Source organism: Gordonia phthalatica, assembly GCF_001305675.1.
GTDB lineage: Bacteria > Actinomycetota > Actinomycetes > Mycobacteriales > Mycobacteriaceae > Gordonia > Gordonia phthalatica.
This window is the reverse complement of record NZ_CP011853.1, coordinates 1,737,162-1,758,634: the sequence shown is the minus strand read 5'-3', so window position 1 is coordinate 1,758,634 and position 21,473 is coordinate 1,737,162. Positions and strand designations below refer to the sequence as shown.

Below are 21,473 nucleotides of genomic sequence, written 5' to 3'. Positions count from 1 at the left end.
GCCGACACGGCCTAGCGTCGACTACAGGCCGCCGTCGCGCAGGCGCCGGGCGTAGTCGTGCGCGCCGGCGAGGACTGCGGCGTGCACGGCCCGGGCCATGGCGCCTCCCCACACGGACCGCGGGCCGGCGAAGACCTCTTGCGTCCCGTCGACCGGCACCACGACGACGACAGCGTCCGACGCCGTGCCGGTCGCGGCGTATCCCGCTTCGATCAGCGCCTGCGTCTTGGCCTCGGTCACCGTCATCACCGCGTTCACCAGGGCCGCGTCGGTGAGGGCGACCGGCAGGTCGACGGTGATGTTGATGGTGCCGGGCGTCATCGGCGCGGGCACGACGGGCGTCAGCTCGGGATCGACGCTCGTCACCGGGGCCGCCGCCCACGTCGGGACGCGCAGGCCGACGGTCGCCGAAGCGGTGACACCGCCGTCCGCGGAGGTGACGGTCCGCGACACCGCGGCGGCCGTGAGCATTCCGACGCCGCGTCCGACGAGCCCGAGGTCGTCGGCCATCTCCCGCAGGTGCGCCACCGGATCCATGCGCGCGTAATCGCCGGGAACCTGCGCGTTGACGACCCATGCGACCGGGCCGATGCCGCCGCCCAGCATCGCCGACGACACCGCGCGACGCCCCTCCCCGATCTCCCACACCGTGGTGGTCAGGTCGCTGCCGCTCGCGCCGCGAAACCGATGGAGATGCAGGTCGATGGTCATAGAGCGCTCACTGTAGTCATCCGATCGATCGAGGACTCCGCCGGGACGAATCGGAGAAGTCGGCACGAAACACACCCGAGCCGCGCCACCACACGGGAAACATCAGCAATGTCGCATGTGAATGTCGTCACCGACTTGACCTGGTCTTTCATCTGGCACACAGGTTCGGGCGAGCCGCGAAATGTTGGCGCACATACAACAGTTGTGTAACGATACAGGTCGAGCATTCACGGGGGTGATGCTCATTTCTGACCACATAACGAAGGTAGAGACGAAGTGTTTTCCACCAAGTCTTCGAGCCGCCGGATCAGCCGCGTCGCTCGAGTCATTGCTGTGGCGACCAGCGCCGCGGCGCTGGCGATGGGGGCACCGGCAGTGGCGAACGCGCAGCCTGTGACCATCATTCCGGGCCTGCCCGGTATCGAGGTCCCTGAGCTTCCGAACATTCCGGGAGTCCCGGCGCCGACCACGCCGCCCAAGCAGAAGAAGCAGCAGCCCAAGGTCACGACTCCGGAGAAGCCGGGCATCCCGGCCGAGCCGAACGTGAAGTCGCCGACCGGTTGGGTCGCGCTCGCTGTCGACGGTGACCACCAGATCTACTGGTGGAAGGACCACAAGTTCGTCAAGCAGATGCCGATCTCGATGGGCACCAATAAGCATCCGACTCCGAACGGTGTGTACCACACCAAGGAGAAGTACCGCGACATGTACATGGACAGCTCCACGTACGGTGTCCCGGTCGACTCGCCTGAGGGCTACCGCACCTACGTCGAGTACGCGACCCGCATGTCGTGGGACGGCATCTTCATCCACGCCGCCCCCTGGTCGGTCGCCCAGCAGGGTGTCTCCAACGCCAGCCACGGCTGCATCAACGTCAGCACCGCCAACGGCAAGTGGGTGTACGACACCATCGGCCGCGGCACCCCGATCGTCGTCCGCGGCACCGTCGGTGGCGCGTACACCGGCGACTAGGAACGACGCCGCTCGCACCTGAGCAATCACGAGAACCGGGCTTCTCCGATCCGATCGGAGGAGCCCGGTTCTCGCTGTCTGTCATCTCGCTGCGCTCACAGTCGGCACTCGACAGACCGTGGGGTGCGGTCTCACTGATGCTGCAAACACCCTCCCATCGTCGCGTGCAGCTGGAGCCAGTGCGCCAGGGTCTCGCATCCGGTGACACCGGGATCGGTCAGCGGGGCGCGCCGGTACGGTTGCGTCGCATAGGAGACGTGGCTGCCGCCGATCGGATTCGCCACCTGCCACGCACCGACCGCGATCTGCCGTGGAAGATAGCCGCGCACCTCACGGATCGCGATCCGCATGCGGTGCAGGTCCCGGCGCCACTGGGCGGGTGCGAACCCGGTCGCCTCGGCGTTCTGCATGCGCCGGCTCATGATGCGCGCCGTCGCGTCCGCCGCCCACCGTCGCATCTGCGTCAGCGACAGCGAGTCGGTGAGGTCGGCGATGTCGCGGATCAGCGAGTCGTCGCTGGCATTGCAGATCATGTCCGACGGCGCGCCGACCCAGTACGCGGGCAGTCCGTCCGGAAGCTCTCCGCCCTCGCCGGCCACTCCCCATCCCGCGCATCCGTCCACGACGCCGCGCGGTTGGTTCGGGTCGGCGACGAATCCGACCGCCGCGATCTTCGACAGCAGCGCGAAGGCGGCCGGGTGGGCCAGAAAGGTGCGGATGACGGCGGCGCCCTGGGAGTAGCCGATGAGCATCACCGGTCGGTCGGCTTCGCGGATCGCGGCCGCCAGCGCGCGGACGCCTGCGGCGACGCTCTGGACGTAACTGATGCCGTCGTGCTGCGGCGCGGGTCCGTAACTTGCCGGGTAGCCCACCCAGCGGGCCTCGAAACGCTCGTCGAGGCGGTCGGTGACCGCTGCGAGCAGGCCGGTGACCTCAGTGCGGGGGTCGCCGTCGTACGACTCCCCCGTGCCGCCGACGGCCAGGACGATGAAACTCGCACGTGCGGTCTGCTGCGTGTGCTTCATGTCTGAAGCATGCCGGGCGAGGCTGGGAGGCGCGTTGCGTCCGTCTGAGGGTTTCCTGATGAGTCCCTGCGAACGTGTCCGCGCCCGATGCCGGGTCTACGGGTGCAGGGGCCACGGGTGCCGGTCTACGACTGGCAGGAGGGGCACCAGAACAGGTTGCGTCCCTCCATCTCCGCCCACAGCACGGCGGTGCCGCACAGGCGGCACGGTTCGCCCGCCCGCCGGTACACGTAGGTTCGCGGGCGGTCGGAGGAGTACGCCGGGGCGCCGTGGTCGTCTTCGGGACGGACCACATGGATGTGGCCGCGGCGCACCCCGATCGGCATCAGGTGCAGCAGGTCGGCCCAGACGGCGTCGAACTCGTCGCGGGTGACGCCGGTGCCCGGCCGGTACGGGTCGACGCCTACGCGGAAGAGGACCTCCGCACGGTAGATGTTGCCGATGCCCGCGATGATCTTCTGATCCATCAGGAGCGAGCCGATGGCGCGCCTGGACTTGTGGATCGCCCGCCAGGCGATCTCCGGGTCGGCGTCCTTGCGGAGCGGGTCGGGACCCAGCCGCGCGACGAGGGCGTCGAGCTGGTCCGGGCTGTAGATCTCGCACGCGTTGGGACCGCGGAGGTCGATGCCGAGTTCGGGACCGATCAGCCGCATGCGGACCTGACCGGTCGGCTCCGGCATCGGCAGCGGCTCCTCGCGGAAGGTGCCGTAGATGCCGAGATGGACGTGCACGATGCGGTGCACCGCAGCCGTGCCGCGGCCGCCGTCGTCCCAGCGGTGGATCAAGTGCTTGCCCCACGCCTCCGCAGTCCGGAAGACCATGCCGTCCAGCAGGGCCGCCTCGTGTGCGAAGCGGCCCTGGGGACTGGAGACGTGAAGACGTTGCCCACCGAGGAGACGCTGCTGTCGCCGGGCGAGCCGGTGCAGCGCATGCCCTTCGGGCACGACGACCTACTGGGCGTCGGGCAGAGCGGGAGCCTCGCCGGTGCGCTCGTACTCGGCGAGGATGTCGATGCGACGCTGGTGGCGCGCCTCGTCGGACCACTCGGTCGCGAGGAAGGCGTCGACGATGGCGAGCGCCTCCTCCTTCGAGTGCATGCGGCCGCCGATGCCGATGAGCTGGGCGTTGTTGTGCTGGCGCGCCAGCTGTGCGGTCTCCACGCTCCACGCGAGGGCGCACCGGGCGCCGGGGACCTTGTTCGCGGCGATCTGCTCGCCGTTGCCGCTGCCGCCGAGCACGATGCCCAGGCTGCCCGGGTCGGCGACGGTGCGCTGCGCGGCCGCGATGCAGAAGGCCGGGTAGTCGTCGAGAGCGTCGTATTCGTGGGCGCCGCAGTCGACGACTTCGTGGCCGCCCGCGGTCAGGTGGTCGGCGATCTGATTCTTGAGTTCGAAACCGGCGTGGTCGGCACCGAGATAAATGCGCATGGCGTCAGTCTAAAGGGAGGCCAGTAGATTGGTGGACGTGGATACCCACGGACCCATTCCCTCAGTCCCCGGCGTCGACGACCCCCGCATCGTCGAGCCGCCCGCCGACCTTCCCGGCCCCAATGCCGTGTGGCGGCAGCCCGCCCTGTACGCGGGCACGCCCAAGCGACATCCGTGGGAGATCCCGGTTCTGGTGATCGGGGTGCTGATGGCCGCGATCGCCTATGCGGCGGCGATCCTGCTGGTGGCGCGCGGCCTGGTGTCCGACTGGATGCTCCTGGCGCTGATGCTCCCGCTGGTCGTGTTCCTGGCGCGCGGCCTGAATTACGCGTCCCAGCGCGTCAACGGAATCCAGATGTCCCCCACCCAGTTCCCCGAGGGCTACCGGATGGTCGTCGAAGCCGCCGCGCGCTACGGCATGGAGTACGTGCCCGACGCCTACGTGGTGAACGGCAACGGCACCATCAACGCCTTCGCCTCCGGGCACGGGTTCCGCCGGTACGTGGTGATCTACTCCGACCTGTTCGAGGTCGGCGGTCGTGCCCGCAGCCCCGAGGCCCTCGAGTTCGTGATCGGCCACGAGGTGGGGCACATCGCCGCAGGTCACGTCTCCTACTGGCGGCAACTGTTCAGCACCGTGATCATGAGCGTGCCGTTCCTGGGTTCGCTGCTCTCCCGCGCCCAGGAGTACACGGCTGACAACTACGGGTACTACACGCGGCCCGACGGCGCGCACTCCATGATCGGGCTCCTCGCCGGCGGCAAGTACCTCCTGGGCGGGGTGGATTTCGATCAGTTCGCCGACCGCGCGACGCACGAGAAGGGCTTCTTCGTCACCGTCGCCAACGCGCTGTCGTCACACCCGGTGCTCACCTGGCGGGCCTCGGCCCTGCGCGATCGCACGCGCGCGGGCTCGATCCTGTTGCGGCCCCGGCACTTCGTGCGTGGGATCGGCAGCGGCGGCGTGACGCCGGTGCCGCCGCCCGCCGCGCCGACCGACCTGCCGCCCGGTTCGCTCCCCAACCGGCTGGAGCAGACCGGGCAGTACTGATCGGCCCGGACCGTACAGAGCGGACAGGCCGGTCGGTCCGAGGTCAGTCGAACTCGGGATCCTCGTGACGGCTTCGCTTCAGCTCGAAGAAGTGCGGGTACGACGCGAGGGCGACGGCGCCGTCCCACACGCGGCCGGCGTCCTCGCCACGCGGGATCCGGGAGAGGACGGGCCCGAAGAAGGCCGAGCCGTTGACGTGGATGGTGGGTGTGCCGACGTCGTCGCCGACCTTGTCCATGCCCTCGTGGTGGCTCGTGCGGATGGCGTCGTCGAACTTGGTGGACTCGCCGGCCTCGTACAGGTCTGCCTCCAGACCGGCGGCCTCCAGTGCGGCCGGGATCGCGACGGCGTAGTCCTTCGTGTTCTCGTTGTGGAATCGGGTGCCGAGCTCGGTGTACAGGCGCGGGAGCACCTCGTCGCCGTGCCTGGCCGCCGCGGCGGCGAGCACACGGACCGGCAGCCAGGCCTGATCCAGGAAGTCGCGGTAGCCCTGCGGAACGTCCTTGCCCTCGTTGAGGACGGCGAGGCTCATGATGTGGAAGTTCACGTCGATGGGTCGGACCTTCTCGGCCTCCAGGATCCAGCGCGAGGTGATCCAGCACCACGGGCACAGGGGGTCGAACCAGAAGTCGACGCGATCAAGAGATTCCGAGGAAGCGGTGTTGTCAGCCATGCCGTCCATTCAACCCGAATCCACGGACCGCGGTCCGGTGAGTGCCGCCGTGTGATGAATTGGGAGCATGACCGCGTTCACGTCGATCCTCGACCGCATCCTCCAGCACGCCGACCAGCACCCCGAGTCCGTCGCCTTCGACCTCCCCGGCGGCGAGACGCGGAGCTACCGCGATTTCATCGGCACCGTGCGGCGGATCGCGGCGCGGCTCGTCGCCGACGGCGTGGCAGCCGGCGACCGGGTGGCGATGCAGGTCGGCAAGTCACCGGAGGCGATCGCCTTGTACCTGGCCACCCAGCAGATCGGCGCGGTGTTCCTCCCGCTCAACACCGCGTACACCGGTGCCGAGGTGGACTACTTCCTGAACGACGCCGCGCCCACCGTCCTGGTCTGCGCACCGGAGCGGGCCGACGACTACCGATCCAGCACCGCGGGTCTGGTCGTCGAGACGCTCGGGGTCGACGGGGACGGCAGCCTGGTCGCCGACGCGCTTCCCGAACTCGCGGACGTCCGAGCCGTGGCCCCGGACGATCCCGCCGCCATCCTCTACACGTCCGGCACCACCGGCCGGTCAAAGGGCGCTGTCCTGACGCACGGGAACCTGTCGTCGAACTGCGATGCGCTGCGCGAACTCTGGCGGTACTCCCCGACCGACCGGTTGATCCACGCGCTGCCGATCTTCCACGTCCACGGCCTGTTCGTCGCCGCGAACCTGTCGCTCACCACCGGCGCACGGATGCACTTCCTTCCGCGCTTCGACGTCGACGCCGTCCTGGATCTGCTTCCGGACTCCACCGTGCTGATGGGCGTGCCGACCTTCTACACCCGGCTGCTGGCCGACGACCGATTCGACCGCGACCGGACCGCAGGCATGCGCCTGTTCGTCTCCGGGTCGGCACCGCTGCTCGCCTCCGACCACCGCGCGTTCTCCGAACGCACCGGGCAGGCCATCCTGGAGCGCTACGGCATGACCGAGACCGGCATGAACACCTCCAACCCGTACGACGGCCCGCGTAAGCCGGGCACCGTCGGCTTCCCACTGCCCGGCGTCGAACTGCGGATCGCCGACTCCGCGACCGGCGAGACGGTCCCGGACGGCGACACCGGGATCATCGAGGTACGCGGCCCCAACGTCTTCGCCGGGTACTGGCAGATGCCGGAGAAGACGGCGTCCGAGTTCCGGCCCGACGGCTTCTTCATCACCGGTGACGTGGCCCGCCTCGACGACGACGGCTACGTCTGCATCGTCGGACGCGAGAAGGACATGGTGATCTCCGGCGGCCTCAACGTGTACCCGATCGAGATCGAGGAGCTGCTCGACGCGCACCCGACCGTCCTGGAGACCGCGGTGATCGGTGTACCCCACCCGGACCTGGGCGAGGCGGTGGTCGCCGTCGTCGTCCCGGCCGCCGGACAGACCCCCGACGAGGCCAAGCTCTTGGACTCGCTCCGCGACCGCCTGGCACGCTTCAAGCAGCCGCGCGCCGTCCGGACCGTGGATGCGCTCCCGCGGAACGTGATGGGCAAAGTGCAGAAGGCACAGCTGCGGGCGCAGTTCGCCGAACTGTTCCGCCCCGCCGATTGACCCGTGTCTAGTGTTGGAGGGGTGAGTGCACCGAATCTGACACGCGATGCGGCTGCCGAGCGCGCCGCCCTCCTCTCCGTCGACACCTACCGGATCCACCTCGACCTGACCGACGGCGCGGGCGCGCCGGGCGTCGAGCGATTCACCTCCATCACGCAGGTCACGTTCACCGCGACCGCGGGCGCGAGCACCGTCATCGACCTGGTGGCACCGACACTGGTGTCCGCGACCCTGAACGGCACGGCCCTCGACATCGCGGGCTTCGACGAGTCCGTCGGGCTCGCGCTGCCGAACCTGGCCGCCGAGAACACCCTCGAAGTGGTCGCCGAGTGCGCCTACTCGAACACCGGCGAGGGCCTGCACCGGTTCCAGGACCCGGCCGACGGCCAGGTGTACCTGTACTCGCAGTTCGAGACCGCCGACGCCAAGCGCATGTTCGCCTGCTTCGACCAGCCCGACCTCAAGGCGAAGTACGCGGTCACCGTCGTCGCACCGGCGGACTGGCAGGTGATCTCGAACGGGGCCACCGAGGACGCATCCGAGACCACCCGCGAGGGCGCGGTGGTGCATCGCTTCGCCACCACCGAGATCATGAGCACCTATCTCGTCGCGCTCATCGCCGGACCGTACGCGGTCTGGTCGGACGAGTACTCCGACGAGCACGGCACCATCCCGCTGCGCCTGTTCTGCCGTGCCTCCCTCGCCGAGTTCATGGACGCCGACCGTCTGTTCACCGAGACCAAGCAGGGATTCGGCTTCTACCACGAGGCCTTCGGCGTTCCGTACGCGTTCGGCAAGTACGACCAGCTGTTCGTCCCCGAGTTCAATGCGGGCGCCATGGAGAACGCCGGTGCGGTGACCTTCCTGGAGGACTACGTCTTCCGCTCGCGCGTCACCCGCTACCTGTACGAGCGGCGCGCCGAGACCATCCTCCACGAGATGGCGCACATGTGGTTCGGCGACCTCGTCACCATGCAGTGGTGGGATGACCTGTGGCTCAACGAGTCGTTCGCCACCTTCGCCTCGGTCCTCTCCCAGGTGAGCGCCACCGAGTACACCAACGCGTGGACCACGTTCGCGAACGTCGAGAAGTCGTGGGCGTACCGCCAGGATCAGCTGCCGTCCACGCATCCCGTGGCCGCCGACATCCCCGACATCGCTGCGGTGGAGGTCAACTTCGACGGCATCACCTACGCCAAGGGCGCCTCGGTGCTCAAGCAGCTCGTCGCCTACGTGGGTCTGGAACCGTTCCTGACCGGGCTCCGCGAATACTTCGCCGAGCACCGCTTCGCCAACGCCACCTTCGCCGACCTCCTCGGCGCACTGGAGCGTTCCTCCGGTCGTGACCTGTCCGGGTGGGGCGCGCAATGGCTCAAGACCACCGGCATCAACGTTCTCCGTCCCGAGTTCACCGTCGACGCCGACGGTCGCTTCACCTCGTTCGCCGTCCTGCAGGAGGGCGCCGTCCCGGGTGCGGGCGAGACCCGCGTCCACCGCATGAAGATCGGCGTCTACACCGACACCGACGGCGCGCTGACCCGCAGCAACGTCGTCGAACTCGATGTCGAGGGTGAGCGCACCGAGGTCCCGGAGCTGGTCGGTGCTGCGCGCGGCGACCTGGTCCTCCTCAACGACGACGACCTCACGTACGCGTCCGTGCGACTGGACCCCGAGTCCCTCGCGACCGCGACCGCCCGGATCGGCGACATCACCGATTCGATGCCGCGCACGCTGGTCTGGTCCGCCGCCTGGGAGATGACCCGTCAGGCGGAGATGACCGCGCAGGACTTCATCGCCCTGGTGAGCCGCGGCATCGGTGCCGAGACCGAGGTCGGCGTCGTGCAGCGGGTCCTGCTGCAGGCAGCGACCGCGCTGGAGTCGTACGCCGACCCGGCGTGGGCGGCGTCGACCGGGCGCACCGCACTGGCGACGCGTCTGCTGGAGCTCGCCAAGGAGGCGGAGCCCGGTTCCGACCACCAGCTCGCCTTCATCAATGCGCTCCTCGGCGGCGTCACCCCCGACGCGCTGCAGTCCGGCATCCGGGCGCTACTCGACGGCGACGATCCCGCGAACCACGGCCTCGCCGGCCTGGTGGTGGATCACGACCTCCGGTGGCGGCTGGTCAAGGCGCTCGCCGCTCACGGCAGCATCGACACCGACGTGATCGACGCCGAGGCCGCGGCCGACAACACCGCCGCCGGCGCCCGCAACGCCGAGGCCGCACGGTCGGCCCGACCGACCGCCGAGGCCACGGCCGAGGCGTGGGACAAGGCCTTCAACGACGATTCGATCGCCAACGTCACCGTCCGGTCGATCGTCGAGGGACTGGCGCGTCCCGGCCGCGAGAAGCTGATGGCGCCGTACACGCAGCGCTACTTCGACGAGGTCGCCGCGCTCTGGGAGCGTCGTACCAGCGAGGTGGCCCAGACCGTCGTCATCGGCCTGTACCCGTCGTGGGACATCAGTGAGGACGGGCTCGCGAAGGCCGACGCCTTCCTCGCCGAGGAGCACCCGGCGGCCCTGCGCCGACTGATCGTGGAAGGCCGGGACGGAGTGGCTCGCTCGCTCCGCGCCCGCGCCTTCGACAGCGCGAAGTAGTTCTAGAGAACACGAAGCAGGCCCCGCCGAAAGGCGGGGCCTGCTTCGTCAGATCGTCAGATCAGCGGTCGATCAGCATCAGGGGCGATCGACGGCCGTGGCCATCACGCGCAGCGCAGCGACCAGACCGTCGATCAGGTCACCCTGCTTGAACGAGGCCAGCGCGGCGGAGACGCCGAGCTCGGCGACGCGGTCGTTGACCCGACCGGCCACCTGGGCGCCGGACACGACGGCGACGTCCTTGGTGTTGGGCGAGACCGCGATCAGCGCGCCGTGGGCGGGCTCGGGGGCCTGCGCGAGGATCTCGCGGGCACCGGCGACGATGTCCGAGCCGAGGTCGCCGATGTAGACCGAGAAGCGGACGTGCGCCACTTCGCTGGTCTCGCTCAGCGTGTCGTCGAGGAGCACCAGGTCGTCGCGGCTGAACGGCGGGGTGCCGAAGTCGTCGCCCGGGTACAGCGCGGCCGAGATGCGGCCGCTGTTGGTCACGACCGTGCCGAGGGGCAGTGCGCCCGCGCGTGCGACGGCGGTGGAGTTCTGGGTCACGTCACCACTTGCCACTTGCGGAACCTCCCTCGATATCGCCGGGCTCGAAATGCCGGCTCAGGGCCATCGGCTGGATCTCGGTCGCGCTGAACAGGAGCGGGCCGTTCTCCCACTTCTGGTCAAGCGAGTACTCGTTGATCTTCGGCCGCTTCAAACCATGTGAGAACGCCATCGAGACGACGCAGAGGGCGACTGCGATCACGCAGAGCACCACGACGGTCATTCCGACGGGGACAAGAAGCTGGTCCACACCCCACCCTTTCGACAAGCGCTCGGAGCTAAGCGCAAACGATCTGCCGTATGCAGATCCGGTGAGAACAATTTATCGCACGGCCCCCACCGCTGTCCCCGTAGGTCCCTACACCGGGTAGTAGATCTTCGACGGCGGCTGCCACCCGCCCCGCGGGGATAGTGGACAATGGTGCCTGTGACGACGTTCTACGAGGAAGTCGGCGGACACGAGACCTTCCGCCGGATCACCCACCGCTTCTACGAAGAGGTGGCGACCGACGACATCCTGAAGCCGATGTATCCCGAAGAGGACCTCGGCCCCGCGGAACGTCGCCTCCGCATGTTCTTGGAGCAGTACTGGGGCGGCCCCCACACCTACAACGAGGAGCGTGGCCATCCCCGCCTGCGGATGCGGCACATCCCGTACGTCATCGGTCCCGATGCCCGCGACGCATGGCTGCGCTGCATGACCGTCGCCATCGACTCCATCGAGGCCGAGACGCTCGACGACGAACATCGCGAGGCCATGCACAACTACATGAAGGCTGCGGCCGAGATGCTGGTCAACAGCCCGTACTGATGCCGGTGTTCGGGTAGAGAAGACTGCAGGCAGACGCACGGCACCACAGAGCAGGACACGACAGACGGTGAGGAAACGAGACGGTGAGTGAGCAGAGCATGACGAACGCCCCCGACGCATCCGATGATGCGTGGTGGCGGTCGGCGGTCGTCTACCAGGTCTATCCGCGATCGTTCTCCGACCTGTCGGGCGACGGCGTCGGCGATCTGGCCGGTCTGATCGACAAGCTCGGCTACCTGGAGCTCCTCGGCGTCGACGCGATCTGGCTGTCGCCGATCATGCGATCGCCGATGGCCGATCACGGCTACGACGTGTCCGATCCGCGCGCCGTCGACCCGCTGTTCGGTGATCTCGACGACTTCGACGAGCTCATCCGCCAGGCCCACGACCGCGACATCCGCGTCACCATGGACCTGGTCCCCAACCACACCAGCGACCAGCACGCCTGGTTCGCCGAGGCGCTGGCCGCCGAACCGGGCAGCCCGGAGCGGGCCCGCTACCACTTCGCCGACGGACGCGGCGACGACGGCGACGAGCCGCCCAACAACTGGACCAGCGTGTTCGGCGGCCCCGCGTGGTCCCGCGTCACCGAGCCGGACGGCACCCCGGGTCAGTGGTACCTGCACCTGTTCGCCCCCGAGCAGCCCGACTTGAACTGGGACAACCCCGAGGTCCTCGCCGATCTGCAGACCACCATGCGGTTCTGGCTCGACCGCGGCATCGACGGCTTCCGCATCGACGTCTCGCACGGCATGGCCAAGCCCGAGGGACTCCCCGACCTGGAGCATCCGGCCGAGGTGCTCCGGCACACCGACGACGATCCGCGGTTCAACAATCCGGGCGTTCACGAGATCCACCGCGCCATCCGCCGCGTGATGGACGAGTACCCGGGCACTTTCAATGTCGGCGAGGTGTGGGTCAGCTCTCCCGAGGCCTTCGCCGAGTACGTCCGACCGGACGAGCTCCACCTCGGTTTCAACTTCGCCCTTGCGACCGCGGGATTCGACGCAGACGAGGTCCGCGCCGCCATCGACGCCTCCCTCGCCGCGACGTCGTTGGTCGGAGCCACCCCCACCTGGACCCTGTCGAACCACGACGTCCCCCGCGAGGTGACGCGCTACCTGCCGACCGGCGACGCCGCGGAGGGCCTCTCCCCCGACGAACTCCTCGCGATCGGCACCACCCGCGCCCGCGGCATGGTCATGCTCGAACTGGCACTGCCCGGCACCGCGTTCATCTACAACGGCGCCGAGCTGGGGATACCGGACGTCGACCTACCCGACGAGGCCCTCGTCGACCCGGTGTGGGAGAACTCCGGGCACACCGATCGCGGCCGCGACGGCTGCCGCGTGCCGCTGCCGTGGGAGGGCACCGAGCCGCCCTTCGGTTTCACGACCGGCGAGCCGTGGCTGCCGCTTCCCGCGGAGTGGGCGTCGCTGACCGTCGAATCGCAGCTCGAGGACATCTATTCGACGCTGTCGCTGTACCGGCAGGCCATCGAACTGCGGTACGCGCGCCTGGAGTTCTCCGGTGACACCGTCGAGTGGTACGGGGCGCCCGACGGCTGCCTGGCGTTCCGCCGTCCCGGCGGACTGATCTGCGCGACCAACCTCTCGGCGCAGCCCGTGCCGCTGCCGCCCGGGCAGATCCTGCTGGTCAGCACCCCGCTGGAGTCCGGCCTGCTGGTCCCCGGCGCGACCGCCTGGCTGGTGTAAGGCCTACACGACGCCGAGGTTCAGCACCGATCGCCGCTGGTACACGGAGCCGAACCTGGCGTCCACGCGCACCCAGCTCGACGACACGCGCACGCGCACCGGCTCGTCCGCCGCGATGCGCTCCAGCGGCGACGTCTCGCTGATCTCGTGACCGTCCGCGTCGCGCACGAAGCCCATCGCCGTCAGGGAGAAGACGGCCCGCATCGTCACCTTCGCGACCTCGCCGACCGCGGCACCGTCTGCGTCGTGGGCGCTGACCTCGAGCACCGTCTGGTCGAGCAACGACGACGCCATCCCCAGCGCGCCCGACTCGTTGCGGGCGACGTCGGCGCCGCTGCGCGACAGCGCGACGAGGTCGCGGGCGGGCACGTCGTCCAGGTGAATGAAACCGTCGGCCGGCGGCAGCGCTCCCTGCCACGCGCCGGGCAGGGCGAAGCCGAGCGACACCGGACCGCCGCCCGGCAGCGAGGCGGTCATCGCGCCGACGTCGGCGATCACGTCGGACGGCGTCACCGTGCCGAACACCGAGCGGGTGGCGAGGATGTCGAAGCCGGTGCGGATCCACAGGCCCACGCGACCGTCGGCGCGCTGCTGGGCGCGGAGGACGCCCGAGTCGTCGACGCGGCGCGCCCGATCCAGAAAGGCGGCGACGTCGGTGCGGTCCGACGGCCCGTGCGGGTGCAGGACGTGCTCGACGCCGCCGTCCATCACGCTCACTTCGCCGACTGTCCGGGCTCGCGCAGGAACGACTGCAGGTAGGCCTTCTCCTCCGGCGGCATGCGCCGCGGACGCTGGGTGTCGATGTCGAAGGACACCAGCTGCGTCGACGCCACGACCGCCGGCTTGGAGTCGGGAGCCGCGCCGTGGGGACGCACCTCGTAGCCCACGGTGAAGTCGACGGCGCGGAGCTTCTCGACGAACATGGTCACGGTGATCGGCGACTCGTCGTGCCGGATCTGGCCCTGGTACTTCACGTGGAGGTCCGCCACCAGACAGCCCTTGCGCATCGGCGCCGTCGGCTTGTCGTCGTAGAACAGCCACGGGATCCGCGCTTCTTCCAGGAGCGTCACCATCCGCGCGTGGTTGATGTGCTGGAAGACATCCATGTCGGACCAACGGACCGGGACCGTGACCACGTAGCCGCGGTCGGTGGTGTGGCCGTTGTCGGCGAAAAGCCTTCGCTGAGCCTGCTTCTCATCACCGGGATTCTCGAGATCAGCCATGCCTGACATTAACCCACGATGCCGCGCAGGGATCGGACGGCCACCGACAGCGTGGCCAGGTCCCAGTGCCCGTCGGATTCGAGGTCGTCGAGGGTCGATTCCGCGCGACCGATCATCGCCGACTGCGACTGCTCCCAGTCGTCGATCTTCTGCACGGTCGGCTCGTCCGGCTCCGACATCGACAGGATCGCGCGGGTGAGCGCGTGCAGCACCGAGTGCAGTTCGTCGCGCAGAGACAGTCGCGCCAAGAGCGACCACCGGTCGCTGCGGTCCAGTTCGGCGATGTGAGTGGCGAGCTCGTCGATCCGGAACCGTTCTACCAGGGTGAACAGCAGCTCGCCGACCTCCTCGGGCGACCGGTCGGTGATCTCGGCGAGGTCCAGCACATCCAGCAGCTGCAGGCGGTACGGGCTGATCGCAACGGCCTGTGCCGCGGCCGGGCGCACCCCGGCGTCCACCAGGATGTCGCGGCGCCGCGCCACCTCCCGGGACGAGGTCTCGCTGAGCCACTCATCCAGGCGTCCCCCGAGGTCGGCGACGTCGGCGTAGCGGGTGGTCTCGGCCGCCATCGCGATCGGCTGCGGCCGGTGCGCCAGGAACCAGCGGGCGCCGGCGGCCAGGAGCCCGCGGACCCGTCGGGTGGCGTCGTCGACCACCGACGCCGCGACCTTCTCGCCGCGCAGTTCCGCCAGCAGCGCGCCGATGCCGAACACCCGGGTCGCGACGACCGTCGCGCGCATCGCGTCACCGATGTCGGTGCCGGACGTCTCGCCCAGCGTGTACAGGTGGGTCATGCCGCCGTCGGCGACCGTCCGGTTCACCAGGACCGTCGTCACGATCTCGCGGCGCAGTCGGTGCGCCCGGATGCCGTCGGCGAACTTCTCCCGCACCGGCTCCGGGAAGTACGCCGAGGCGAGGCCGTCGAACATCTCGTTGTCGGGCAGCGGCGAGGCCAGCAGCCGCTGCTTCGCGTCGAGTTTGATGTGCGCCATCATCGTCGCGAGCTCGGGGCTGGTGAGCCCGCGCGCGAGTTCTCCCGAGCGTCGACGCTTCAGTTCTCCCGGGGTCGGCAGTGCCTCCAGCTTCAGGTCGACGCCCGCGTCCGCGAGATGACCGAGCATCCGGCCGTGCAGGTCCGTGTCGTCGTCCGCGGTGTCGCGCGCCATCCCGAGTTCGGCGTTCTGATCGATGTTGTCGGCCAGCACCAGCTCCGCGACGTCGTCGGTCATCGACAGCAGCAGATCGTTGCGGTCGTCGGCGTCGAGTGCACCGCCGGACACCTGGGCATTGAGCAGGATTTTCAGGTTGACCTCGTGATCGGAGCAGTCGACGCCCGCCGAGTTGTCGAGGGCGTCGCTGTTGATGCGGATGCCCGCGAGGTCGGCTTCGATCCGGCCGTGCTCGGTGACTCCGAGGTTGCCGCCCTCCCCGAGCACCTTGACGCGCAGCTGATTCGCGTCGACGCGGATCGCGTCGTTGGCCTTGTCGCCGACCGCCGAGTTCGCCTCGTCGGAGGATTTCACGTAGGTGCCGATGCCGCCGTTGTACAGCAGGTCGACGGGGGCGAGGAGGATCGCCCGGATCAGTTCCGGCGGCGACAGGACGGTCACCGCGTCCGCGAGGCCGAGCGCCCGCCGCACCTGGGGGCTGATGTCGATCGCCTTCTGTTCCCGCGACCAGATGCCGCCGCCGGCCGAGATGAGCGTGCGGTCGTAGTCGTCCCACGACGATCGCGGCAGTGCGAATAGTCGCGCGCGTTCCGGATACGACGTCGCCGGGTCGGGGTCGGGGTCGATGAAGATGTGGCGATGGTCGAACGCGGCGACGAGCCGCGTGTGCCGCGACAGGAGCATGCCGTTGCCGAAGACGTCGCCACTCATGTCGCCGATGCCGACCGCGGTGAAGTCCTGGGTCTGGGTGTCCACCCCCATCTCCCAGAAGTGCCGTTTCACCGACTCCCAGGCGCCGCGCGCGGTGATGCCCATGGCCTTGTGGTCGTAGCCGACCGATCCGCCGGAGGCGAAGGCGTCCGACAGCCAGTACCCGTACTGGTCCGCGACAGCGTTGGCGATGTCCGAGAACGCCGCCGTCCCCTTGTCCGCGGCCACCACCAGGTACGGGTCGTCGCCGTCGCGGCGTACCACCCGCGCGGGCGGCAGGACCTCGCCGCTGACCGTGTCGAGGTTGTCGGTGATCTGCAGCAGTGCGCCGACGAACGCCCGATAGCAGGCGATGCCCTCGTCGCGGAACGCCTGCCGATCCACGGCCGGGTCGCCGGTGGGCGGGACGGGTTCGCGGACCACGAAACCGCCCTTGGCGCCGACCGGCACGATGACCGCGTTCTTCACCGCCTGCGCCTTCACCAGCCCCAACACCTCGGTGCGGAAGTCTTCGCGGCGGTCCGACCAGCGCAGTCCGCCGCGTGCCACGTCGCCGAACCGCAGGTGGACGCCCTCGATCTTCGGCGAGTACACGAAGATCTCGTACTTCGGCCGCGGGAGCGGCGCCTGCCGGATGGCGCCGGTGTCGAGTTTGACCGCGATGGTGCGGCGGATGCCCGCCCGATGATCGTCGATGTAGAAGTTGGTGCGCAGGGTGGCGCGGACGGTGCCTGCGAGCGCCGACACCACCCGATCGGCATCGAGGCTGAGGATCTCGGCGATGTGCTCGCGGAGTCTCGCGTCGGCGGCGTCCCGTCGCTCCGCCGAACCCTGCTCGGGATGGAAGGTGGCGACGAACAGGTCGACGAGGGCCTGCGTCACGGCGCGGTGGTCGCCGAGGACCTCCGCCATGTGCGCCAGGGTGAACCCGACACCGCACTGGTTGAGGTAGCGGGCATAGGTGCGGACGATCGCGACGGTCCGGGACGTGAGGCCGGCGCGCAGCACCAGTTCGTTGAAACCGTCGACCTCGGTCTCGCCGAGCCACATGTCGGTGAACGCCTCGGCGATCCGCCCCTCCGGATCCGGGGCGTCGTCGACGTCGACGTGCGGTGCGGGGTGCACGGTGAAGTCGTAGACGTTGACGGCGACGCCGTCGGGCCGGTCGATGGTGTGCGGGTGCTCGTCGACCACCGTGAGTCCGAGGCTCTGCAGCATCGGGAGGACGTCGGTCAGGGCCGCGGTGGTGTCGGCGAGGTAGAGGACGAAGCGCCAGGCGTCGGCCGCCGTGCGGTCGAGGTAGGCGTGCAGGTCGCCGGCGGCCAGCCTGGCGGCGATCGGCAGGTCGACGGCGGCGTCGGACGGTTCGCGTTCGTCTCGATAGCGATCACCCACGGTTCCGAGCAGCCGCGCGACCTCCGGGTCGGCGGTCTGCACGGCCCGTACGCGATCGGACCAGGTGCGCGCCTCGTCGGTGAGATTCGCCAGCAGGTCGCCGCCCACGGCGGTCGCGACGTCGGCATCGGTCCGCATCACCACCAGGAGCTGGGCCAGCGGAAGGTGGGACAGCTTGGTGAGGAACTCCGTCTGACTCCCCTGCAGCTGGTCCTCGAGCAGTGCGACGATGCGGGAGCGCACGTCGGACGAGTACTGCTCGCGCGGCATGAACACCAGGATGCTCGCGAACCCGTCCGGCCCGGTCCGCGCGTAGAAGCGCGGATCGCGGGTGGTCTGTGCGTCGAGGACCTGGGCGATCCGGCGGGTCAGGTCGTCGCTGTCGATGACCATCAGTTCGGCGAGCGGATAGGTCTGCAGGACTTCCAGCGCCGCGATGCCGCCGAATGAGTCCTCGGGCAGGCCCAGGCCGCGGAGGACGTCGCCGACCTTGCCGCGGACGCCCGGCACCGATCGGACCGACTGGTAGTCGCCGAGCGAGGTGATGGCGCCGACCACCTGGTGTTCCACCCCGTCGACGTGGACGCGGAGCATCACCGGGAACCGGGTGCGCAGCAGGCCCGTGGGCAGGTAGGTGTGATCGACCGTCAGGGTGTCGGCGTCGTCGATCGGATCCGGGCGCAGCGTCGCCGCGTCGCGCCAGACACCGAGCCCGGGGCGTCCGGGCACGGCCTCGCGGTAGCCGACGGCCAGGAAGTTGTCGCGGATCGCGAACCAGCTCAGCAGGTCGGCGTCCTCGTCGTCGTCGCTGATCGCCTCCGCGAGGTCGGACAGGCGTCGGGCGATCTCCGCGGTGTCGCCGTCGACGGCCTGCGCGCGCACCAGGGCGCCACCGATCTCGGCGCGCAGCCGATCGATGTCGCAGCCGGGCGCCGGGCCGGTCGTGACGCTGATCCACGACTCCGCGTCGCTGCCGCCGCTGACGTTCGTGACGGTCTCGTCGAGGCCCTCGATCCGGCCGTTCGCGTCGCGGCGGACCGCGAGGATCGGGTGCTCGTTGGCCGCGATCGTGAGGCCGGCCTCGTCGAGGACGGTCAGCACCGATCCGACCAGCAGCGGGATGTCGTCGGCGACCACCTGCACCTCGATCGAACCGTCGGCGAGTTCGGTGGTGCCGACTGCGGTCTCCCCCGCCTCCCGGGTGTCACCGAGCTCCAGGTGTCGCTTCAGGCGAGACCACGAATCCCCGGACACCGCAGCGGCATCCGGGGATTCGGGGAAATAGAAGGCAGCGAACTCGGCGGCGATGTCCTCGCCCGATCGATCCGGCGCGTCGTTCACGTGAATCTGCCTCCCTCTGTCGAGGAGGAGCGCACGCGGGCCGGTCGGCGGGGTCGGCTCCACCTCGTCTACGTTCGGCACGAGAGTACCGCCCGCGGACGGGGTTGGAGGGCCGTCCGAGCCGATCGGCCGTCAGTCGCGCGTCAGGCGGCGGTGCGTGACACTGTGCGGGCGCGCGGCGTCGGGTCCGAGGCGATCGATCTTGTTGGCTTCGTAGGCCTCGAAGTTGCCCTCGAACCAGTACCACTGGCCCTCGGACACGTTGCCCTCCCACGCCAGGATGTGAGTACAGGTGCGGTCCAGGAACCAGCGGTCGTGCGAGATCACGACGGCACAGCCCGGGAACTCCTGCAGGGCGTTCTCCAGCGAGCTCAGGGTCTCGACGTCGAGGTCGTTGGTCGGCTCGTCGAGGAGGATCAGGTTGCCGCCCTCCTTGAGTGTCAGGGCCAGGTTCAGGCGGTTGCGCTCACCGCCCGAGAGCACCTCGGCGGGCTTCTGCTGATCCGAGCCCTTGAACCCGAAGGCGCTCACGTAGGCGCGCGACGGCATCTCGTTCTGGCCGACCTCGATGTAGTCGAGTCCGTCGGAGACCACCTCGAACACTGTCTTCTTGGGATCGATGTTCGCGCGGTTCTGGTCCACGTAGCTGAGCTTGACCGTCTCGCCGACCTTCACGTCGCCCGAGTCCGGGCTCTCCAGACCGACGATGGTCTTGAACAGCGTGGTCTTGCCAACGCCGTTGGGGCCGATGACGCCGACGATGCCGTTGCGCGGCAGCGTGAACGACAGGTCCTTGATCAGGACGCGGCCGTCGAAGCCCTTGTCGAGGTTGCTGACCTCGACGACCACGTTGCCCAGACGCGGCGGCGTCGGGATCTGGATCTCTTCGAAGTCGAGCTTGCGGTGCTTCTCGGCTTCCGCGGCCATCTCCTCGTAGCGGGCCAGACGCGCCTTGTTCTTGGTCTGGCGGGCCTTGGCACCGGAGCGGACCCAGGCGAGCTCCTCCTTGAGGCGCTTCTGCAGCTTCTGGTCCTTCTTGCCCTGGACCTCGAGGCGCTCGGCCTTCTTCTCCAGGTAGGCCGAGTAGTTGCCCTCGTAGCCGTGCAGCTTGCCGCGGTCGACCTCGCAGATCCACTGCGCGACGTGATCGAGGAAGTAGCGGTCGTGCGTCACGGCGAGCACGGCGCCCGCGTAGTTCGCGAGGTGCTGCTCCAGCCACAGCACGCTCTCGGCGTCCAGGTGGTTGGTGGGCTCGTCGAGCAGGAGCAGGTCCGGCTTCTGCAGCAGGAGCTTGCACAGTGCGACGCGGCGACGCTCGCCACCGGAGAGCTTCGTGACCGGCAGGTCGCCGGGCGGGCAGCGGAGGGCGTCCATCGCCTGTTCCAGCTGGGAGTCCATGTCCCACGCGTCGGCGTTGTCCAGGTCGTCCTGGAGCTTGCCCATCTCCTCCATCAACTCGTCGGAGTAGTCGGTGGCCATGAGCTCGGCGATCTCGTTGAAGCGGTCGAGCTTCACCTTGATCTCGCCCATGCCCTCTTCGACGTTCTCCTTGACCGTCTTCTCCTCGTTGAGAGGCGGCTCCTGCAGGAGGATGCCGACGGTGGCGTCGGGATCGAGGAAGGCTTCGCCGTTGCTCGGCTGGTCCAGACCGGCCATGATCTTCAGGATCGACGACTTGCCCGCGCCGTTGGGACCGACCACACCGATCTTGGCGCCCGGGTAGAACGACATGGTGACGTCGTCCAGGATCACCTTGTCGCCGTGCGCCTTGCGGACCTTCTTCATCGTATAGATGAACTCAGCCACGATTACCGCTCCTAGCTGCAGCTTTCCGCTGCGATGAATGATTCTTCTCTCGATGCGCCCACCGAACCGGCGTCGGCGGCGGCATGGCTCGGCGACCATCCTATCGGTCTTGCGACGCTCCTCGCGCCACGGCCGCCACCGGCCTCCGGTCGCGATGACGTCGCCGACACTCGATCGAGAAATTCCCGATCTGCGAGTGTGGTGTGTCACACTGGGAACCGTCGTAGGCGCTGGCTCGTTATCAATCAGTGACGGTCGCTCACCCGCGACCGACGACGACCCGTCCCCGACGAGAGGCACATGCTGACATGCGACTGCGGTTGAAGGTCTGGCACCGGCAGCGGCGCTACATGATCCGGCAGCGTCCGGTCCTCAACCGTCTGTACCGCGTCGGCGTCGGCGTCATCGGCACTCTCATGGTGCTGGCCGGCCTGGTGATGATCCCGCTTCCGATCCCGGGCCCCGGGTGGGTGACCTTCTTCCTCGGCCTCGGCGTCCTGTCCACCGAGTTCGAGTGGGCACACCGCGTCACCTCGTTCATGCGGCGCCTGCTCCATCAGACCGCGGTGATCACGACGCACGTCGTGCAGAGCGCCCGCGCCTGGAAGAACCTGTTCCTCGACTACCAGACGGGCGTCCACTACCTGCGGACCTGGACCGAGCATCAGCATCGGTTCCAGTTCCCGCAGTTGCAGCTCGCCGCCGCGTAGCCGC

The 21,473-nt window shown here is 68.9% G+C and carries 18 protein-coding genes; 7 read left to right on the top strand and 11 right to left on the bottom strand.

The window, feature by feature from the left end; translation table 11 throughout:
• Nucleotides 1–21: 21 nt before the first annotated feature.
• Nucleotides 22–711: an adenosylcobinamide amidohydrolase gene (locus ACH46_RS08145; RefSeq protein WP_062392462.1), complete on the bottom strand. Its 690-nt coding sequence runs from the start codon at nt 709–711 to the stop codon at nt 22–24.
• Nucleotides 712–987: 276 nt separating this feature from the next.
• Here ACH46_RS08145 and ACH46_RS08140 point away from each other — a divergent pair, with 276 nt between their 5' ends.
• Entirely contained in the window at nt 988–1,683 is a 696-nt protein-coding gene (locus ACH46_RS08140) for a L,D-transpeptidase (RefSeq protein WP_062392461.1), read from the top strand.
• Between the two features lie 131 nt (nt 1,684–1,814).
• Here ACH46_RS08140 and ACH46_RS08135 read toward each other — a convergent pair whose 3' ends face one another.
• The 3 genes from ACH46_RS08135 to ACH46_RS08125 all read right to left on the bottom strand — a co-directional run bounded on the left by ACH46_RS08135 (nt 1,815) and on the right by ACH46_RS08125 (nt 4,135).
• A complete protein-coding gene (locus ACH46_RS08135) occupies nt 1,815–2,708 on the bottom strand; it encodes a PE-PPE domain-containing protein (protein WP_062392460.1) in 894 nt (297 codons plus the stop codon).
• 125 nt (nt 2,709–2,833) lie between these two features.
• Nucleotides 2,834–3,652 carry an Fpg/Nei family DNA glycosylase gene (locus ACH46_RS08130; protein WP_062392459.1) on the bottom strand — a complete coding sequence of 273 codons (819 nt, stop codon included), beginning with the start codon at nt 3,650–3,652 and terminating at the stop codon, nt 2,834–2,836.
• 6 nt (nt 3,653–3,658) lie between these two features.
• Nucleotides 3,659–4,135 (bottom strand): ribose-5-phosphate isomerase, encoded by a 477-nt coding sequence (locus ACH46_RS08125; protein ID WP_062392458.1) that lies wholly within the window; start codon nt 4,133–4,135, stop codon nt 3,659–3,661.
• 37 nt (nt 4,136–4,172) lie between these two features.
• Here ACH46_RS08125 and ACH46_RS08120 point away from each other — a divergent pair, with 37 nt between their 5' ends.
• Entirely contained in the window at nt 4,173–5,186 is a 1,014-nt protein-coding gene (locus ACH46_RS08120; RefSeq protein ID WP_226995804.1) for a M48 family metallopeptidase, read from the top strand.
• Between the two features lie 43 nt (nt 5,187–5,229).
• On the opposite strand, the gene ACH46_RS08115 is transcribed toward ACH46_RS08120, so the two are convergent.
• Nucleotides 5,230–5,859 carry a mycothiol-dependent nitroreductase Rv2466c family protein gene (locus ACH46_RS08115; RefSeq protein WP_062395143.1) on the bottom strand — a complete coding sequence of 210 codons (630 nt, stop codon included), beginning with the start codon at nt 5,857–5,859 and terminating at the stop codon, nt 5,230–5,232.
• 67 nt (nt 5,860–5,926) lie between these two features.
• Between ACH46_RS08115 and ACH46_RS08110 the strand changes: the two genes are divergently transcribed.
• Entirely contained in the window at nt 5,927–7,444 is a 1,518-nt protein-coding gene (locus ACH46_RS08110) for an AMP-binding protein (protein WP_062392456.1), read from the top strand.
• A gap of 21 nt (nt 7,445–7,465) precedes the next feature.
• Complete coding sequence (gene pepN / locus ACH46_RS08105) at nt 7,466–10,042, top strand: aminopeptidase N (protein WP_062392455.1); 2,577 nt, start codon at nt 7,466–7,468, stop codon at nt 10,040–10,042.
• Between the two features lie 78 nt (nt 10,043–10,120).
• On the opposite strand, the gene ACH46_RS08100 is transcribed toward pepN, so the two are convergent.
• Together ACH46_RS08100 and ctaJ are read right to left on the bottom strand one after the other, a co-directional pair.
• A complete protein-coding gene (locus tag ACH46_RS08100; protein ID WP_193392957.1) occupies nt 10,121–10,603 on the bottom strand; it encodes a DUF5130 family protein in 483 nt (160 codons plus the stop codon).
• Complete coding sequence (gene ctaJ / locus ACH46_RS08095; protein ID WP_062392453.1) at nt 10,590–10,838, bottom strand: aa3-type cytochrome oxidase subunit CtaJ; 249 nt, start codon at nt 10,836–10,838, stop codon at nt 10,590–10,592. The genes ACH46_RS08100 and ctaJ overlap by 14 nt, the downstream gene beginning before the upstream one ends.
• 168 nt (nt 10,839–11,006) lie before the next feature.
• On the opposite strand from ctaJ, the gene ACH46_RS08090 reads away from it, so the two are divergent.
• Together ACH46_RS08090 and ACH46_RS08085 are read left to right on the top strand one after the other, a co-directional pair.
• A complete protein-coding gene (locus tag ACH46_RS08090; protein ID WP_062392452.1) occupies nt 11,007–11,399 on the top strand; it encodes a globin in 393 nt (130 codons plus the stop codon).
• Nucleotides 11,400–11,497: 98 nt separating this feature from the next.
• Entirely contained in the window at nt 11,498–13,114 is a 1,617-nt protein-coding gene (locus ACH46_RS08085) for a glycoside hydrolase family 13 protein (RefSeq protein ID WP_062392451.1), read from the top strand.
• A 3-nt stretch (nt 13,115–13,117) separates the two neighbouring features.
• Here the strand turns inward: ACH46_RS08085 and ACH46_RS08080 are convergent, their stop codons facing one another.
• Genes ACH46_RS08080 through ettA form a run of 4 tightly spaced genes read right to left on the bottom strand, consistent with a single transcriptional unit; the run spans nt 13,118 to nt 20,759 of the window.
• Nucleotides 13,118–13,822, bottom strand: a complete 705-nt coding sequence (locus tag ACH46_RS08080; protein ID WP_062395141.1) for a DUF8185 domain-containing protein — start codon at nt 13,820–13,822, stop codon at nt 13,118–13,120.
• A 5-nt stretch (nt 13,823–13,827) separates the two neighbouring features.
• The gene (locus tag ACH46_RS08075; protein ID WP_062392450.1) at nt 13,828–14,337 is read right to left on the bottom strand and encodes an acyl-CoA thioesterase; all 510 of its coding nucleotides are present in this window, start codon (nt 14,335–14,337) and stop codon (nt 13,828–13,830) included.
• An 8-nt stretch (nt 14,338–14,345) separates the two neighbouring features.
• Nucleotides 14,346–19,034, bottom strand: coding sequence for an NAD-glutamate dehydrogenase (locus ACH46_RS08070; RefSeq protein ID WP_226995803.1), 4,689 nt, complete (start codon nt 19,032–19,034; stop codon nt 14,346–14,348).
• A gap of 51 nt (nt 19,035–19,085) precedes the next feature.
• Nucleotides 19,086–20,759, bottom strand: coding sequence for an energy-dependent translational throttle protein EttA (ettA, locus tag ACH46_RS08065; protein WP_062392449.1), 1,674 nt, complete (start codon nt 20,757–20,759; stop codon nt 19,086–19,088).
• A 308-nt stretch (nt 20,760–21,067) separates the two neighbouring features.
• On the opposite strand from ettA, the gene ACH46_RS08060 reads away from it, so the two are divergent.
• Nucleotides 21,068–21,469 carry a TIGR02611 family protein gene (locus ACH46_RS08060; RefSeq protein ID WP_062392448.1) on the top strand — a complete coding sequence of 134 codons (402 nt, stop codon included), beginning with the start codon at nt 21,068–21,070 and terminating at the stop codon, nt 21,467–21,469.
• Nucleotides 21,470–21,473: the final 4 nt, after the last annotated feature.

Bases quoted from the DNA above. Each gene is read 5' to 3' on its own strand.
- ACH46_RS08145 (WP_062392462.1), bottom strand. From the start codon at position 711: ATGACCATCGACCTGCATCTCCATCGGTTTCGCGGCGCGAGCGGCAGC.
- ACH46_RS08135 (WP_062392460.1), bottom strand. From the start codon at position 2,708: ATGAAGCACACGCAGCAGACCGCACGTGCGAGTTTCATCGTCCTGGCC.
- ACH46_RS08125 (WP_062392458.1), bottom strand. From the start codon at position 4,135: ATGCGCATTTATCTCGGTGCCGACCACGCCGGTTTCGAACTCAAGAAT.
- ACH46_RS08115 (WP_062395143.1), bottom strand. From the start codon at position 5,859: ATGGCTGACAACACCGCTTCCTCGGAATCTCTTGATCGCGTCGACTTC.
- ACH46_RS08110 (WP_062392456.1), top strand. From the start codon at position 5,927: ATGACCGCGTTCACGTCGATCCTCGACCGCATCCTCCAGCACGCCGAC.
- ACH46_RS08090 (WP_062392452.1), top strand. From the start codon at position 11,007: ATGGTGCCTGTGACGACGTTCTACGAGGAAGTCGGCGGACACGAGACC.
- ACH46_RS08085 (WP_062392451.1), top strand. From the start codon at position 11,498: ATGACGAACGCCCCCGACGCATCCGATGATGCGTGGTGGCGGTCGGCG.
- ACH46_RS08080 (WP_062395141.1), bottom strand. From the start codon at position 13,822: ATGGACGGCGGCGTCGAGCACGTCCTGCACCCGCACGGGCCGTCGGAC.
- ACH46_RS08075 (WP_062392450.1), bottom strand. From the start codon at position 14,337: ATGGCTGATCTCGAGAATCCCGGTGATGAGAAGCAGGCTCAGCGAAGG.
- ACH46_RS08060 (WP_062392448.1), top strand. From the start codon at position 21,068: ATGCGACTGCGGTTGAAGGTCTGGCACCGGCAGCGGCGCTACATGATC.